General features: G+C 41.7%; 16 protein-coding genes. 2 read left to right on the forward strand and 14 right to left on the reverse strand.

Annotated elements, in window-relative coordinates:
- Window positions 1-47: 47 nt before the first annotated feature.
- The 8 genes from RYX56_RS09090 to prfA all read right to left on the reverse strand — a co-directional run bounded on the left by RYX56_RS09090 (window position 48) and on the right by prfA (window position 7,271).
- Window positions 48-1,343, reverse strand: a complete 1,296-nt coding sequence (locus RYX56_RS09090; protein ID WP_317121745.1) for a methyl-accepting chemotaxis protein — start codon at window positions 1,341-1,343, stop codon at window positions 48-50.
- A gap of 16 nt (window positions 1,344-1,359) precedes the next feature.
- Complete coding sequence (locus RYX56_RS09095; protein ID WP_317121746.1) at window positions 1,360-1,812, reverse strand: low molecular weight protein arginine phosphatase; 453 nt, start codon at window positions 1,810-1,812, stop codon at window positions 1,360-1,362.
- Window positions 1,813-1,965: 153 nt separating this feature from the next.
- Window positions 1,966-2,508 carry a manganese efflux pump MntP gene (locus RYX56_RS09100; RefSeq protein WP_317121747.1) on the reverse strand — a complete coding sequence of 181 codons (543 nt, stop codon included), beginning with the start codon at window positions 2,506-2,508 and terminating at the stop codon, window positions 1,966-1,968.
- Between the two features lie 299 nt (window positions 2,509-2,807).
- Complete coding sequence (locus RYX56_RS09105; RefSeq protein WP_317121748.1) at window positions 2,808-3,848, reverse strand: L-threonylcarbamoyladenylate synthase; 1,041 nt, start codon at window positions 3,846-3,848, stop codon at window positions 2,808-2,810.
- Window positions 3,849-4,082: 234 nt separating this feature from the next.
- Entirely contained in the window at window positions 4,083-4,526 is a 444-nt protein-coding gene (locus tag RYX56_RS09110; protein ID WP_317121749.1) for a GNAT family N-acetyltransferase, read from the reverse strand.
- Window positions 4,527-4,623: 97 nt separating this feature from the next.
- A complete protein-coding gene (gene spoIIR / locus RYX56_RS09115) occupies window positions 4,624-5,244 on the reverse strand; it encodes a stage II sporulation protein R (RefSeq protein WP_317121750.1) in 621 nt (206 codons plus the stop codon).
- 82 nt (window positions 5,245-5,326) lie between these two features.
- Window positions 5,327-6,214, reverse strand: coding sequence for a peptide chain release factor N(5)-glutamine methyltransferase (prmC, locus tag RYX56_RS09120; protein ID WP_317121751.1), 888 nt, complete (start codon window positions 6,212-6,214; stop codon window positions 5,327-5,329).
- Window positions 6,201-7,271: a peptide chain release factor 1 gene (gene prfA / locus RYX56_RS09125; protein WP_317121752.1), complete on the reverse strand. Its 1,071-nt coding sequence runs from the start codon at window positions 7,269-7,271 to the stop codon at window positions 6,201-6,203. The genes prmC and prfA overlap by 14 nt, the downstream gene beginning before the upstream one ends.
- A 163-nt stretch (window positions 7,272-7,434) precedes the next feature.
- Here prfA and RYX56_RS09130 point away from each other — a divergent pair, with 163 nt between their 5' ends.
- Both RYX56_RS09130 and RYX56_RS09135 read left to right on the forward strand, forming a co-directional pair.
- On the forward strand, window positions 7,435-8,751 hold the full coding sequence (locus RYX56_RS09130; RefSeq protein WP_317121753.1) for an FAD-dependent oxidoreductase: 1,317 nt from the start codon (window positions 7,435-7,437) through the stop codon (window positions 8,749-8,751).
- Window positions 8,752-8,864: 113 nt separating this feature from the next.
- A complete protein-coding gene (locus RYX56_RS09135; protein ID WP_317121754.1) occupies window positions 8,865-10,616 on the forward strand; it encodes a methyl-accepting chemotaxis protein in 1,752 nt (583 codons plus the stop codon).
- Between the two features lie 39 nt (window positions 10,617-10,655).
- Here RYX56_RS09135 and RYX56_RS09140 read toward each other — a convergent pair whose 3' ends face one another.
- The 6 genes from RYX56_RS09140 to murA all read right to left on the reverse strand — a co-directional run bounded on the left by RYX56_RS09140 (window position 10,656) and on the right by murA (window position 16,293).
- Window positions 10,656-11,120 (reverse strand): hypothetical protein, encoded by a 465-nt coding sequence (locus RYX56_RS09140; RefSeq protein WP_317121755.1) that lies wholly within the window; start codon window positions 11,118-11,120, stop codon window positions 10,656-10,658.
- Window positions 11,121-11,188: 68 nt separating this feature from the next.
- The gene (locus RYX56_RS09145; protein ID WP_317121756.1) at window positions 11,189-11,809 is read right to left on the reverse strand and encodes a thymidine kinase; all 621 of its coding nucleotides are present in this window, start codon (window positions 11,807-11,809) and stop codon (window positions 11,189-11,191) included.
- A gap of 278 nt (window positions 11,810-12,087) precedes the next feature.
- A complete protein-coding gene (locus RYX56_RS09150; RefSeq protein ID WP_047972603.1) occupies window positions 12,088-12,333 on the reverse strand; it encodes a type B 50S ribosomal protein L31 in 246 nt (81 codons plus the stop codon).
- Window positions 12,334-12,511: 178 nt separating this feature from the next.
- Complete coding sequence (rho, locus tag RYX56_RS09155; protein WP_047972604.1) at window positions 12,512-13,786, reverse strand: transcription termination factor Rho; 1,275 nt, start codon at window positions 13,784-13,786, stop codon at window positions 12,512-12,514.
- A gap of 228 nt (window positions 13,787-14,014) precedes the next feature.
- Window positions 14,015-14,980, reverse strand: a complete 966-nt coding sequence (gene glpX, locus RYX56_RS09160) for a class II fructose-bisphosphatase (RefSeq protein ID WP_047972605.1) — start codon at window positions 14,978-14,980, stop codon at window positions 14,015-14,017.
- 23 nt (window positions 14,981-15,003) lie between these two features.
- Complete coding sequence (gene murA, locus RYX56_RS09165) at window positions 15,004-16,293, reverse strand: UDP-N-acetylglucosamine 1-carboxyvinyltransferase (RefSeq protein WP_317121757.1); 1,290 nt, start codon at window positions 16,291-16,293, stop codon at window positions 15,004-15,006.
- Window positions 16,294-16,389: the final 96 nt, after the last annotated feature.

Below are 16,389 nucleotides of genomic sequence, written 5' to 3' on the forward strand. Positions count from 1 at the left end.
AGGCACTGGAGCTTTCTAATTTTATTCCGTATGTGTTATCTTATCCTTTAAATTGTAAACCTTTCGATCGTTGCTTTCAATTGGTTTGCATGAGTTGATAAAATTTGCGCTGTCTTTGACATGTTTTGAATCGTTTCAGACTGTTGTTCTGCCATAGCTGTGACTTCTGTTGAGCCAGCAGAGGTCTCCTCAGCAATCGCTGCAACTTCCTGGGATTGTTGAGAAGTAGCTTGAATCGATTCCATTTGTTGTTTCGTCATGTTCGAAATGTCGGTTATGACCGTAGCCACATCATGCACTGATTTCTCCATAAGAGCAATTGTTTCGTTTGTTTGACTGCCACGTTCCGCTTGCTTAAAGGCAACCTTCACCTGCTCATCAATTCGGTACACGACTCGTTGCACTTCTTCTTGCATATTGTGAATCAAACTTGAAATCCCTTGCACCGCTTGTGCACTTTGGTCAGCAAGCTTCCGCACTTCATTTGCTACAACCGCAAACCCTCTTCCGTGCTCCCCTGCACGCGCCGCTTCAATCGAGGCATTTAAAGCTAATAAATTCGTTTGAGCAGCAATGTCACCAACAAGACTAATGATCTCCCCTACTTCTCGCGCTTGGTCTTCTAAGCGTCCAACTGCCGCTCTTGACTCTTCATTGTCAGAAGCAAGTTGATGAATCCCTTTTACTAGTTCATCTATGGCACGGCGACTTTCGGTTAAAGCTTGTACCATTTGTTTTGATGACGATGTTGACTCTACCGCCCTTTCTTCCACATTGACGGCAAGTTTTGTAACTTCTTCCATAGCTTCTGCTGTATGCTGCACTGCATATGCAGAGCTTTCCGCACCGTGAGCAATTTCATCCATTGTTTTACCAATATCAACTGCTTTTGTCGCTGCAAATTCAGAGGATTGATTCATTTCATTAACAACGGCATTTGTTTTATGAAAGTTGTCATCAATGTCTCGAACCATTTGTCGCAAGCTACCTAGCATTTCATTGTAAGCAAGTCCAAGAGCCCGAAGTTCATCATCAGACTTTGAAACAGAAACATCTTGATGGATATCTCCTGCTGCTGCCAATCTTGCTGACACTTCTAACTCATTTAAAGGCTTAGTAATTAAAGGCGCCGCAACATAGCCTAACACCGCACTCCAAAATACTCCTTTTATGAGCGTGAGGATGATAATCGTTTCACGGTTGAGTCCTAATAATCCCTCGAAAAAATTCCCTAAAATAAAGATAAAAACAGCACTGAATCCGAATGTTACAACCGCTAGTCCACTAATTCCAATTACGAGCTTTTTACGAATACTAGCACGATATTTTTTTCGTTCCCCCACCTCAATGCGCCACCTCTCATGATTTCTTCAGTTGTTTCTCTAAAGCATCAAGACACTCTTCAATATCATCGGCTGTTCTGACATATTCTTCATACGATCCACCAAACGGGTCACTAATGTCCGCTCTTTGCGACGGAATACCGACATATTCTTTTAATGTATGTACTTTATCCTGATATTCACTGAATTGGCTTGATACGAGCTGCTTATGACCTGATGTCATCGTTAAAATGACGTCTGCCCATTCAAGTAAGTCATTTGTCACAGGTTGGGACTGGTGGGAATGTTGGATCCCTTTATCTTCTAACACCGACCTTGTACCTTCTGAAGCCGGGCTTCCTGGAAATGCATGTACCCCTGCAGACTTAACCTCTATTTCTGTTCCCATACGGTGACGCAAAAGCGCCTCAGCAAGTGGACTTCTACAAGTATTTCCTGTACAAACAAATAAGATATTTTTTATTCTCATATTGACTGCTCCTTCCATTTAAACTTCTCCAATTTTATACACATCATCTATATTGTCTCTATTCTCTTCCATCTTATCACAGTCATTTTAAAAACTGTATTGCTGTTCATGGCAAATATATGAATCGTTTGACCTATGCCTAATCATCTACTTTCACATAGGAATAATTAGTTTCAATCCAAACCCAATTAAAATGCACCCGCCAATTAATTCACCAAATGATCCAATGTATTGTCCGAATTTCCTCCCCATTAACAAGCCAATCCAGGATAGAATCATGCTCATCGCCCCAATTACTCCAACTGTGAGTAACGTTTTTGCACCTAACATCCCAAGACCAAGACCAGCAGAGAAACTATCTAAACTGACACTGACGGCAAATAAAAACAATCCCCACCCCATCGGCTTTACAAGTGAGGCATCGTCCGACTTATATGCAGCAATCATCATTTGAATGCCTATCACAAGTAATAACCCACCTCCAATATACGTTGCAATCATCCCAAAATAGGATGACAGTACTTTTCCTGTAACAATCCCAAGTAAAGGCATAATGACATGGAACGCCCCGATCGTGACTCCAATTCTAAAGATTTGCTTAAAGCGCAACCCCAGCATCCCCATCCCTAGCGCAACTGAAAAAGCATCCATTCCTAGCGCCCCAGCCATAATGACTAATGTAACCACCTCATGCATACACTTCACTCCCCACACATGCTACTAAAATGTATGCAAGTCCAAAGAAGAATAGACACGAGAAAAGCAGAGGGGAGGGGCTGGTCGGCACGCTCCCAACACAAAAAGCTCTTATGTGCGAAATGCTTACACATAAGAGCGATAATTTCATTTTATGAGCGAGTTCGATCCTTTTATGAGCACAATAAAAAAGATATATGCGCCATTTTGAGTTTATGTGCGAACCATCCTCAACCAGCCTTTATATGAGCGAAACCCTCGAGCTCCTCAAGCCCTCAAACTCCCTCTCCACCTAATACTCAGATCATTCTTCCGCCAGCTGCTTTTTCAAGTCGGTTCATAATCGCCACACCTACTCCTACATTTGGGAACGTTTCGGAGAAAATGACATCAATTTCTTCTTGATCAAATTGTCTTAACGTATCATAAAGTTTTGTAGCGACACTCGCCAAATCCTCTCGCTCGCCACAAGCAATTACAGCATCGGCATCGTAATGGTTAGCTCGCTCTGTCGTAGTCAATACGCCGACTCTCTTCCCCTGCCCTCTAGCTTCGTTTAAGAGAGGTTGAATGTTGGATGCGTCCTTCACTAACGTCAGACTCCCTTTAGGTGCATAGTGCGTGTATTTCATACCCGGAGAGCGCGGTGTATCTTCTTTATCTTTAAGAGAGGGGTCGACTGCGACTTCGCCAATCACTTCTTCAATCTGTTCTACAGTAACTCCACCTGGACGATAGAGCATCGGTACGTCTACTGAGCAATCCAGTACTGTTGATTCAAGCCCAACACCTGTACTTCCGCCATCGACAACAGCAGCAATTCGCCCTTGTAGGTCATGATAGACGTGTTGCGCTGTAGTGGGGCTTGGTTTACCCGATAAATTCGCACTCGGTGCCGCAACAGGTACTCCAGCAGCTTCAATTAATTCAAGAGCCGTTGGATGACTCGGCATCCGGATCGCTACTGTTTCAAGTCCGGCCGTCACATTTTTCGCGATCGATCCTTTTTTCTTAAAAATTAATGTTAGCGGCCCTGGCCAAAATGCATCCATTAATTTTTCAGCAGCGCGAGAAACCTCAGTAACAAGCTCGCCCAACTGCTCTTTTTTTGAAATGTGGACAATGAGTGGATTATCACTCGGTCTCCCTTTCGCTTTAAATATCTTTGCAATCGCTTCCTCGCTTAAGGCATTAGCTCCAAGTCCGTACACAGTTTCTGTGGGGAAGGCTACGACTTCTCCACTTTTTATCCACAAGCCAGCATTCCTTATATATTCATGTTTTTTATCATCATCATTTATGTTATCCACATTGAACACTTTCGTCTGTTTATAACTCATGATTCACCGCCCCTATCTTCTTTATTTTGCAAGGGTTGTCGTCCCTTGTCAAACCAAGCGACAATAATCGACTAAACCCTAGTAAAAATAAGGGTTTTAGTGTGTTTTACGTGAACCCTCTCTAAGCATTCGACAATTATTTTCGCGCAAATCAAAAAACAAGTTATCCACCGCTGTGGACAACCTGTGTATAAGTAGCGTATTTTACCTGTTTGAAAGTTAGTTATTCACATGTTAATCGTTTAATTCACATGCCCATACTCTCACCGATTTATCCACCGTTTGTTGATAATGCGTGGATTGTTGAATGGCTTTTGGCACTCGGTCTTTTTGAATCTCTTTAAAATCCAATTGGTAAAATAAAGGAGAGGCCGATTTTGCACACATATACACATGTTCGACATCATGGTCTTTTGCATAAGCTAGGGCCACTTGTAAAAATTCCAGTGTTAAAACTCCCGTCCAAATCGGTGAATCTAGCACAAGTGAACGTAACAGTGCTACATCATCATACTGTTCGATTCCTACTGCTCCAATAACTTGCTCGTCCTCATCTTCCACAATAAGAAATTGGCTTATTGAGTGCTCAATCCCAGTAGAATGAAGTCCTGCTCTTGCCACTAACCTTTGAATAGGTAATATATCTTTTGTTGCCGCTTTTCTAACAACAATACTCATATTAATCCACTCCTTGAACGATTCGAGTCGTACACCTGCTAGTAGCTTGTCTATTAGGTGTAGCTCTTTACTCGATATCTATGCAAGGAGAAAAGATTTATGCCTGATCGTTACCAAAAAGACTATCAATAATTGAAGAAAAAATTTCTACCACAAAGAATGTCACTTCTACTTCTTCTGTTTTCTCATCAGTTGATCCATCACTTGACGGTTCAACCGCTTCGCCATTTGCCATGTCTAAAAAGCATAGCGGAGGAAATAAAACGCACCACCAGTTTTCACCTTTTCCTTCGCCTAGCGTAATTAAAACCGCATCATACATTCCTGCTGGATACACTAAGTTTCCATAAAGCTTCGTTGGAAATTGAACTTCATCAAATGAAACGGTAAATTGTTGGCTCAACCCTTGCTTTTCTAATTCACGTGCTACAATCGCTTCGATTTCAGGAAGATTGTTTGTGATTTCATTTTTGGCATCTTCTAAATCAATTAATCCTGTAACCCACTCTGTAATCGCAGCGTTCACTTCATCACGAATTTCACGCTTTAAAATCTGGTCACTTATCGCATCACTATTTGCAAGGATACGAAGACGAATCGCTTCATCTTGACTAACTGTTTCATGATGATTCGCTACGGCTACGGCTTGTTGGGATTCGTAGCTTACTAGTAAAACGAATAAAGAGAATAATAGATAAATGATAACTTTTGGATTCATAGTTTTGCACCGCCCTTTCATCACACAGTATGATCAGGGCCGTGCGCGATTAAACATAAAAGTGTTCGACAAATTTAGTCTATTATTCTGCCATCATCGTTCCGTAGGCAAATACCATTCGATCTTTCCCACTGATATCAAGTTTCACTTCAGTCGTTGCCTGAGGGAGGGCTTCTTGCAATAATTGACGCACGGTTTCCCCTTGCCCTGCTCCAACCTCTAAAGCGACAAGTCCAGTTTTCTTGATGACACCTGGTAGTTCCTTTATTAATCGACGGTATAACTCGTACCCATCCTGACCTCCAAATAGGGCAAGATGAGGCTCATGGTCGCGCACATGCACAGCTAACTCATCATGCTCACCTAAAGGAATATAAGGCGGGTTTGAAACAACGATGTCATACTTTTTATTCTCTTTTAATGGTGTTTGAAGGAGATCACTCTCAAAAAAATCAATCTTCGCATCAAGCTCCACAGCATTTAACCGAGCTACATTCAGAGCTTCTAGGGAAATATCGACTGCCTCTACTTTTTGAGAGGCGTCCTCTTTTGAAAGCGTGATGGCAATCGCACCACTTCCACAACCAACATCGAGTACCTCTATTGATTGATCATAGAATAACTCCTTTTTAAAATGAAGGACATGTTGTACGAGCTCTTCGGTTTCTGGGCGCGGAATCAGGACATGTTGATTAACATGAAAACGACGTCCGTAAAATTCCTGATACCCCATTAAGTGCTGGACGGGAACCCCTTCGGCATGAGTAAGAATATCTTTTCTAAACGCATCCCAAATATCCTGTTTAATGGGATCGTTAAACATCATAAAAAGCTTAGTCCGGTTCACATCAAGGTGGTGAAGCAACAGCCATTCAGCTGCCGTAGCCTCTCCCCCAAGGTCCACTAAAAAAGAAGAAGCCCAACGGAGGGCTTCGTGTATCGTCTTTGGCGTCAGATTACTCTTCAGCATTTTGCATCATTTCTGCTTGTTCTTCCACAATAAGAGCATCGATGACTTCATCTAGCTTCCCTTGTAAAATTTGCTCAAGCTTTTGGATCGTTAAACCGATGCGGTGGTCTGTTACACGACTTTGCGGGAAGTTATACGTACGGATACGCTCTGAGCGGTCCCCTGTTCCAACAGCTAGCTTACGGTTTTGATCATACTCAGCTTGCACTTCGCGTTGAACCTTATCATAGACACGCGCACGTAGTACCTTCATTGCTTTTTCTTTGTTTTTAATTTGAGACTTCTCATCTTGACAAGATACGACAGTACCTGTTGGCAAGTGAGTTAAACGAACAGCTGACATCGTTGTATTTACACTTTGTCCGCCTGGTCCACTCGATGTAAACGTATCTACACGAATGTCCTTGTCGTGAATCTCTACTTCCACTTCTTCTGCTTCAGGAAGAACAGCAACGGTTGCTGTAGATGTATGAATACGGCCACCTGATTCCGTTTGTGGAACACGCTGAACACGGTGAGCACCATTTTCATATTTCATTTTCGAATAAGCTCCAGCACCATTGATACTGAAAATAATCTCTTTGTAGCCACCAAGCTCTGTTGATGTGGCTTCGATCAATTCAGTCTTCCAACCTTGAGCCTCAGCAAAACGTGAATACATTTTATAAAGGTCACCTGCAAATAATTGTGCCTCATCTCCACCAGCAGCTCCACGAATCTCAACGATAACGTTCTTATCATCGTTCGGGTCTTTCGGAAGAAGAAGGATTTTAAGAAGCGCTTCTAACTCTTCTTTGCGAGTTGAAAGCTCATCCATTTCTTCTTTTACCATTGCATACATTTCATCATCAAGCTTATCTTCAAGCATCGCTTTAGCATCTTTGTATTGCGAGACGACTTCCTTATACTCACGATAAGCTTGAACCGTTTCTTCAATGCTTGATTGTTCTTTTGAGAATTCACGTAACTTCTTATTATCACTAATTATATCCGGGTCACTTAATAATTCATTTAAACGATTGTAACGGTCTTCTACTGATTGTAAACGATCTAACACGGCTTTCACCTCATTAAAATTTCCAGTGCATAACATTCTAATTATAGTATATGCCCACTTCTGGGTCAATGCGAGGAAAGATTCTCTCTTTGTTTTACCTTAGCATATCAAGGGAATACTGATTTTATGAAAACTGATAGGTACATTTTATGAGGTGATGTCGATGAAATACGTGGTTATTGGCGGAGATGCTGCAGGCATGAGTGCAGCGATGCAAATTATTAGGCAAGATGATAACGCAAAAGTGACGACCCTAGAGATGGGAGAGTATTACTCTTACGCTCAGTGCGGCCTACCATATGCGGTGGGGGGTTTAGTAAAAGGTGGACTGGATGATCTTGTTGCACGCGAGGTAGAAACCTTCCGCGAAAAATACGGCATTGATGCAAGAGTGAACCATGAGGTAAAACATGTAGATATTGATGAAAAAGTGGTATCAGGAGATGGATTTAACATTCCTTATGATCGCCTCTTAATTGCAACAGGCGCAAGCCCAATTGTTCCAGATTGGGAAGGGGTCGATTTAGACGGAATCCATTCCATTAAAACCATTCCTGATACAGAAACTATTATGAATGACATGAAAAAGGATCCTCGTCATATCGTAGTCATTGGCGGAGGATACATCGGACTTGAGATGGCTGAGAACTTTGTAGAACAAGGGAAAAAGGTAACGTTGATCCAAAGAGGGCCACAGTTGGGCACGATCTTCGACAAAGAAATGGCGAAATTAATTCATGAAGAAGCAACAGATCACGGGGTGAACCTTCTTTTAAATGAGGAAGTGAAAGGTTTTAAAGGAGAAGATCGTGTACAGGAAGTCATCACAGATAAACAAACCATTAAAGCTGATATGGTAATTGTCGCAATTGGCGTTAAGCCCAATACCCACTTTTTAAAAGAGACCGGCATTCACCTTCACGAAAGTGGCGCAATTAAAGTAAATGCTTATATGGAGACCAATATTAAAGATGTATATGCTGCAGGAGACTGCGCTACTCAATATCACCGAATCAAAGAGCATGATGACTTTATTCCACTTGGCACACACGCTAATAAACAAGGACGTATTGCCGGCTTAAACATGGCAGGTTCCACTAGGACGTTTAAAGGGATCGTCGGTACATCGATATTAAAATTCTTTTCTTTAACCCTAGGTAGATGCGGACTTTCTCAAAAAGAAGCAGATGCCCTCCACTTTCCGACCGTAATCGTTGATGCAGAAATTCCACATCATGCAACTTACTACCCTGGTGCCGAAGTGCTAACGATTCGTTTAATGTATCAAAGACACACCGAGCAATTATTAGGTGCCCAAATTATCGGAAAAGAAGGCGTCGATAAACGGGTTGATGTTTTAGCTACCGCCCTTTACCATAAAATGACGATGGAAGACCTCGAAAATCTCGACCTTGCTTATGCCCCTCCTTACAACGGAGTTTGGGACCCCATCCAACAAGCCGCAAGACGTCGTGGGTAAAGAGCCTTTAAAGGGCTCTTTTTTTATTTCGGTTTTATTTTCTAATTATTCCAAAAATAGTGCCGATATACTATATAATAAGTACTATACAGTAGAAAGGAGATTTTGCAATTGTGATTAACAAAATAAGAAACATGAACATTCGCTCTAAGCTCGTCATCATTACTTTGCTTCTTCTTTTATTGCCAAGTTTAATCATTGGCATCACCAGTTATTTCACTTCAAAAAATAGCTTGGATGATGTCGGTGCAACTAAAATTCAAAATAGCGTCTATATGACAGCACAACTAATTGAAAGCGTTAATACCGAGGTTGAAAGTGGAGCTTTAACACTTGAAGATGCTCAGGAGCGGGTAAAGGAAGCAACTTTGGGAATTAGACAAGCAGATGGCACAAGACCGATTAACCGCAATATTGACCTTGGAGATAATGGATATATTATTATCTATGACTTAAGCGGCACTCTCGTTTCTCACCCTAGCATCGAAGGAGAAAGTCTTTGGGATGTTCAAGATGTTGATGGACAATACTTCACACAGAACGCCATTGAAATCGCACAATCTGGGGGAGGTTTTACCAAATATCAATGGGCCTTACCAAATGACCCGAGTACCGTCGCACCAAAAATTATGTATAACCAACTTGACCCTAATTGGAATTGGGTCATCTCAGGCGGTTCGTATATGAGTGATTTTAATAAAGAGGCTAATACTATTTTAATGAACATTCTAATTGTATTAAGTGTCTCCCTCATTGTAGGAGGTCTAATTATTTATACGTTTACAAAACTATTCTCTGAACGGATTATTCGGGTTGACCAGCAAGTACAACAATTAGCTGAAGGCAACCTGACGATCAGTGACATTGATCAAGGACATCATGATGAAATCGGAACTTTATCAAAGAATGTGAACATCATGTCAAAACGCTTAAGGGAAATGATCACCCATATTTCTGATACCTCAACCCAAGTAGCTGCAACTTCAGAACAATTAACGGCTAGTGCCGAGGAAACAAGTAGAGCCTCAGATCAAATTACAGAATCCATCCAAGCCGTGGCAGCTGGTAGCGATGATCAAGCAGAAACCTCCTTACAAGCAAGGGAATCTGCATCAGCTATTTTAGAAAGTATGAATTATATTGCAAAAGGTATAGAAGCGGCAAATGGCTCCGCAATAACATCTAAAAACAAGTCTGAATCAGGTCTTCAAGTCATTAGCCAAACCATTGATCAAATGAAAGTCATCGATGATAAGACCGACGATATTTCTAGTGTTGTCCATAAGCTTGGGAGTAAATCCAATGAGATCGGAAATATTGTATCATTGATTACAGCAGTATCTGAACAAACGAACCTCCTTGCTTTAAATGCTGCGATTGAAGCAGCTAGAGCAGGTGAACATGGTCGCGGATTCGCTGTCGTTGCTGATGAAGTACGAAAGCTAGCTGAACAATCCAATCAATCAGCCAGTCAAATAAATCATTTAATCAGCGAAATCCAAAAAGATATCAAGCAATCGATTACTTCCATGGAAGCTGGTAAAGCTGCCGTTCACGACGGAAGTGCCTTAGTTGATCAAGCCGGCGCTGAATTTGGAGGTATTTCAAGCTCTGTTACCGAAGTAACAAAGCAAGTTCAAGAAGTATCACACGCTGTTCAAGAGATAAAAGAAGCCACACAAACAATGGCTCAAGCCATTGAAGCCGCTTCAGAGATTGCCGCTAGCTCCTCTGATTATTCTCAAAATGTTGCAGCTTCAGCTGAAGAACAAAATGCAACCATGCAAGAAATTACAGCAGCATCAAATGTCCTATCAAGTATGGCTGAAAACCTACAACATTCTGTTAAGCAATTTAAGCTTTAGTAAGACCTCAAAAAACACCCGCAAGCGCGGGTGTTTCCATTAACCTTCTTTTAAATGAATTTCATACCTAGGAACTTCAAGCAAGAATGTTCGTTTCAACTTGTCGAGCTCCGTTTGTTTGTTCGTTTGGTCAAACTCCTTTGGAACATGAACGGTTACCCAAGCGTTATGCCCGGCAATCATCACAGAACCCGGATTAAATGGTGATTCATTTGCAACGATTCGCTTCATAAGAGCTTGGTCGTCGCCTAAGTCCTGATGATAGTTATTCGCAGAGCGATAACTACCCCCAGTGGTGTTTACTTCTGCCATTTGACTCTTCATAGCAGAGTGACGAATCGATCCATAATTAATTGGCCCCGGTCCAAGTAAACCATATGTTACTTGTTCAGGAGAAATCCGATGGTTATCATTCAGCGCTTGAACATCAGGAGTATCCGGATCGTTACACCCTGTTACTAAGAACGTCCCAACCAATAACCCAACTAACCATTTTTTCTTCATTGTGAGCACCTCCTGCAGCAGGTGACGCTGCATGATTAGGTTACCCAATAAAGACGCGTTACACGTTGTTAGATTTGACCATGTTTAACAGGTACATTCGGTAAGCGTGACGGCTTATTTGGTACTTCATGACATGTGCGGCAGCGTGGCTCATAAGCTTCAGAAGCCCCTACTAAAATAATTGGATCTGTATAAGAAGCAGGCTTTCCGTCAATTAATCGCTGTGTTCTGCTTGCTGGCGTTCCGCAGACTGGGCAAACCGCTTGAAGCTTTGTTACTTCTTCCGCCAACGCCATAAGTGGCATAATCGGCCCAAACGGCTCTCCTCTGAAGTCCTGATCAAGGCCTGCACAAATGACACGAATCCCACGATTGGCAAGCTCATCAGCAACTGCCACGATCCCCTCATCGAAGAATTGAACTTCATCTACTGCAACGACTTGCGTCTCGAGATTTACGTGCTCAAGAATATCAACGGATGTGCGTACCGGCATAGCACACACCTTTGTTCCATTATGGGAAACAACCTCTTCCTCACTGTAGCGATTATCAATTACTGGCTTAAATACTTGTACTTTAAGTTTCCCAAAGCTCACTCGACGTACTCGACGAATTAGCTCTTCTGATTTTCCTGAGAACATACTTCCACAAATTACTTCTAAACGACCTTCATGCCCCGTCACACGCATATTCATTCCCCACCTTACAACAAATAATAAAAATGCTTAGCCCAAAGTAATGACCATCTTTGTTCATAGCATTTCAACCTTTTCATTTCAAAGCTTTGCTTTTCAATCTTAGCATCTCAATTTATCTCAACATTCATTTTGACATGTATTGGATTGTACTTATTCTAGCTTAATCTTGCATAATACTGCCTATTTGAGTCAATAAATGCACCGCTATGCACGCATCGGTGCAAAAAAAACAGGCAAGTGCAGTGCGCTTGCCTGTTCGCATATCCAGTTTACTTCATGTTGTATTTCTTCTTGAAACGATCAACACGTCCACCAACATCGTTAAGCTTTTGCTTACCAGTGTAGAATGGGTGCGAATCTGAACTGATCTCAACTTTTAGAAGCGGGTATGTGTTACCATCTTCCCACTCGATTGTTTCAGCAGAACCTTTAGTAGAACCGCTTAGAAACTTAAAACCAGTACTTGTATCCATGAAAACCACTTTTTGATATTCTGGGTGAATACCTTGTCTCATTGCTTTCATCTCCTTCCGCCCTGAATCTTTTCGAAACAGAGTTATCTAATCACACATGACGAAATTATAACAAGCCAAGCTTCCTTTTGCAACTGTATTTTACATCTATTTAAAAGGGATGAAGATGTACATGCATACAAATCGCTTCATGGCCGTTTTTCGAGGAATAACTTTTACATTATTTTCTTCGGCTTGTCCCGCTCATATCTTTTTCCATTTCACTAAAGAAATCAGCATTTGTCTTCGTGTTTTTCACTCGACGAATGAATTGATCGACAAAGTCATGCGATTCATTCATTGTCTTGCGAATCGCCCATAACTTATCTAATTGATCTTTTGGCAAAAGAAGTTCTTCTTTACGCGTACCAGAACGACGAATATCGATTGCTGGGAAGATACGGCGTTCAGCCAATTTACGATCAAGATGAAGTTCCATATTACCGGTTCCCTTGAACTCTTCATAGATGACATCATCCATACGAGAACCCGTCTCTACAAGGGCTGTTGCAAGGATCGTCAGACTTCCACCTTCTTCAATATTACGCGCTGCACCGAAGAAACGCTTTGGACGGTGGAATGCCGCTGGGTCAATACCACCTGATAATGTACGTCCACTTGGTGGGATAACTAAGTTATAAGCACGCGCAAGACGTGTAATACTATCCATTAAAATAACGACATCTTTGCGATGCTCGACTAATCTCATTGCGCGTTCAAGCACAAGTTCAGCTACTTTAATATGATTTTCTGGCACTTCATCAAACGTAGAACTGACAACTTCCCCTTTTACTGAACGTTCAATATCTGTTACTTCCTCAGGACGCTCATCAATTAAGAGCACGATTAATTCAACATCAGGGTGATTTTCAGCAATGCTGTTCGCTACTTCCTTCATTAAAGAGGTCTTACCAGCTTTTGGAGGGGCTACAATGAGGCCACGTTGACCAAATCCGACTGGGGAAATCATATTAATAATTCTAGATGAAACTCTTCCTGGGGCAGTTTCGAGCTCAATTTTTTGTTCAGGGTATAAAGGTGTTAAGGCAGGGAAGTGAGGGCGTTCCTTTGATGTTTCAGGTGCATCACCGTTAACCGCTTCGACATGAAGTAGACCATGATAGCGCTCATTTTCTTTAGGAGGTCTTACTTTTCCTGATACTTTGTCTCCATTACGCAAATCAAAGCGTCGGATTTGCGAGGCAGAAATATAAATATCTTCTGAACTTGGCATGTAATTAATTGGTCTTAAAAAGCCAAATCCTTCTGTTTGAATAATTTCTAAAACGCCTTCCATAAACATAAGACCATCTTTTTCAGCCTGGCCTTTTAAAATCGCAAAAATAAGTTCGCGTTTTGTTAGTTTACTATAATAAGAGACTTTATATTGTTTGGCTAACTCATAAAGCTCTTTCAGCTTCATTTTTTCTAAATCGGCTATATTGACACTGCTCATTATTACACCACACTCTATTAATAGTTATATTACACCGGATCGATTATAGAATGATGAAGTAGTATAAGTAAAAGATCGGTCATATATTTAAACTCAGAATACTTGTATCATTGTACCCTAAAAAGCAAAAGTTATTCAAGCATCCAGTTTTTCCTACCTACTAGTTGTTAGGGAAAGTACTTAATAAATAATGAAAGCTAGACACATGTCTAGCTTTCATTATGATCATTATTTAATAACAAGACCTGGCTTCTTTTGCATGCTGTGAGTACCGTCAACAAAGCGAACTGTACCTGACTTGGCACGCATAACAATTGATTGGGTTGTCGCATTGGATCCTTTGTAATAGACACCTTTCAACAATTCACCATCCGTTACCCCAGTCGCTGCAAAAATACAGTCATCTCCTTTTACAAGGTCATCCATTAGAAGAACCTTATTCGAGTCACTGATTCCCATCTTCTTGCAACGCTCAAGTTCAGCTTCGTCTTGAGGAAGAAGGCGCCCTTGTAATTCTCCGCCCAAGCATTTCAAACCAACAGCTGCTAGTACTCCCTCTGGTGCGCCGCCTGAACCAAGCAGAAGATCTACCCCAGTGTCATCAAACGCTGTGTTAACAGCAGCTGCAACATCACCATCTGGTAAGAGCTTGATACGTGCACCCGCTTCTCTTATTTCTTGGATAATTCTTTCATGGCGAGTACGATTAAGGATCGTCACAACTAAATCCTCGATATCTTTATTCTTAGCGCGAGCAACGGCTTTTAAGTTATCAATAATCGGAGCATCAATATCGATTTGCCCCACTGATTCAGGACCTACTGCAATTTTATCCATGTACATATCCGGTGCATGTAAAAGATTGCCGTGGTCAGCAACAGCTAAAACAGCTAGTGCGTTCCACTGTCCTGAGGCAACGATATTTGTTCCTTCAAGTGGGTCTACTGCTACATCTACACGAGGACCATAGCCATTTCCTAGCTTTTCGCCAATATAGAGCATAGGCGCCTCGTCCATCTCCCCCTCACCAATAACAACCGTGCCTTTCATTGGAATGGTATCAAACACATCTCGCATCGCTTCAGTAGCAGCGCGATCTGCTTCTTCTTTATTCCCGCGTCCCATCCAACGTCCAGAAGCTAATGCTGCCGCTTCTGTGACACGCACGAGCTCCATCGATAAACTTCTCTCCATCTAATCCCTCTCCCTTATTGCATCTAACTTTTAACTTGATCCAATTCATCTTCAGTTAATTTCTCTCGCCACAATTTAGCTCCTAAACCTAGAAGCTTCTTCTCTAAGTTTTCATAACCACGATCAACATGTTCAAGTCCTGAGAGTTCTGTGACACCATCGGCAATTAATCCAGCTACCACTAATGCCGCTCCAGCACGTAAGTCACTTGCGCGTACTTTCGCACCTTGAAGAGGCGTTTTCCCGTTAATAATCGCAGAACGTCCTTCAACTTTTACATTAGCTCCCATTCTTCTTAACTCATCAATATGTTTAAAACGGGCATTATAAATAGTATCGGTTACAATGCTCGTACCACTCGCTTGTGTGAGAAGCGTCGTGAATGGTTGCTGCAAGTCCGTTGGGAAACCAGGGTATACTAGAGTCTTAATGTCTACCCCTTTTTTCTCGCCGGTATTATGGATCAATACTTGATCGTCGTTTGCCTCCACGGTTACGCCCATTTCACGCAATTTTGCGATAAGAGAATCTACGTGATAAGGAATAACATTGTCAATGATCACTTTTTGACCAATTGCTGCTGCTAGTATCATGTAAGTACCAGCTTCAATCCGATCCGGGATAATCGAGTGACGACACCCTTTAAGGGAATCCACGCCATCAATTCGAATCACGTTCGTACCTGCCCCTTTAATCTTTGCGCCCATGCTTGTTAGCAACGTTGCAACATCAATGATCTCAGGTTCCTTAGCGGCATTTTCGATAATCGTTTGACCTTTTGCCCGCACAGCAGCAAGCATAATGTTAATGGTTGCTCCTACACTGACAACATCTAAATAAATACGAGCTCCACGAAGTTCGTCTGCACGCAAATAGATCGCTCCTTGCTCATTTGTCACACGAGCCCCAAGCGCTTCAAAGCCTTTAATATGTTGGTCTATCGGACGAGGCCCTAAGTTACACCCACCCGGAAGTCCAATGACGGCTTTATTAAATTTTCCAAGCATTGCTCCCATTAAATAATAGGAAGCACGTAATTTCTTTACTTTTCCGTTTGGCAAAGGCATAGCGATCATCTCTGATGGATCAATTTTAATTTCTTGATCTGCAAGAGATAACTCAACCTCGCCTCCTATTTCCCTTAGTAGATCAGCTAATAATTGGACATCTGAAATACCAGGTAAATTATCAATAGTAACCGGAGAGTCTGCTAAAATAGCTGCCGGAATTAACGCGACTGCACTGTTTTTGGCTCCACTAATTTGTACGGTACCCTCTAGTGGATGACCGCCATCAATCATTAATTTTTCCATAACCGCATCCCTTCTAACCATGCTCATGATTAATAGATATACGTCTTATAACGTTTGTATCCATTATACCCAAAGAGAGGAAAAAGTAACGGTGAG

This window comes from Alkalihalophilus lindianensis (assembly GCF_032843265.1).
In the GTDB taxonomy this organism is placed as follows: Bacteria; Bacillota; Bacilli; order Bacillales; family Bacillaceae_D; genus Alkalihalophilus; species Alkalihalophilus lindianensis.